The sequence below is a fragment of the Vibrio sp. 1562 genome (assembly GCF_033340155.1).
Lineage (GTDB): Bacteria > Pseudomonadota > Gammaproteobacteria > Enterobacterales > Vibrionaceae > Vibrio > Vibrio alginolyticus.
In genome coordinates this window covers 1-549 of record NZ_JAWOVY010000669.1, presented here as the reverse complement: position 1 = coordinate 549, position 549 = coordinate 1, and the positions used below count along the sequence as shown (strand labels likewise).

Genomic DNA, 549 nt, shown 5'->3' with positions numbered 1-549 from the left:
ATCAGGTATTTGCCGCAGAAAGTTACGCCATTTTTTCACTTAACGCTCAGTTTGACGCGTTGACCATTAATAAAGCGAGGAAGCTCTACCGAGGCAAAACCAGACTATTACAAGGCCAACGAATTGAACTCTCTGATTGGCCAGAGACGTCCGTTGAACGAACGGAGTTCTATCGCTACCTGCTTAATAAAAACTTGGCTCAAATGAATGCGCATTGGGCCAGCCTTTCGTTTTCAGGCAAGGCGCGTCCACCCAAAGTAATTGATCAACCCAGTATTGAAATCTTGTTAGCGTGGATGCGAGAACAACCTAATCGCATTGGCTATGCCCCCGTCGACTCGTTGCCGTCGGATGCTCATGTTCTTTATGTCGTCAGTTCGGAGAAATGAAATGAAGAGATCGCTCCTCGCAGTACTTATTAGCAGTGTCGCTTTTCCGAGCTTAGCAACAGTAGAACTGACCGATAACTTATCGCTTAGCGGGTTTGGCTCCATTGCTTGGGCGCAGTCCGACAACGAAACTTCATTGCTCGTGAATCGATTTATTGAT

1 protein-coding gene and 1 pseudogene are annotated in these 549 nt (G+C 46.6%); both read left to right on the top strand.

Annotated features, from left to right (window positions below; all coding sequences use genetic code 11):
- The coding region (locus R7Z49_RS26990; protein WP_318112740.1) for a hypothetical protein at positions 1–389 on the top strand (389 nt) is incomplete at its 5' end.
- A 1-nt stretch (position 390) separates the two neighbouring features.
- Positions 391–549: pseudogene (locus R7Z49_RS26985) on the top strand (sulfate ABC transporter permease); the annotation flags it as partial.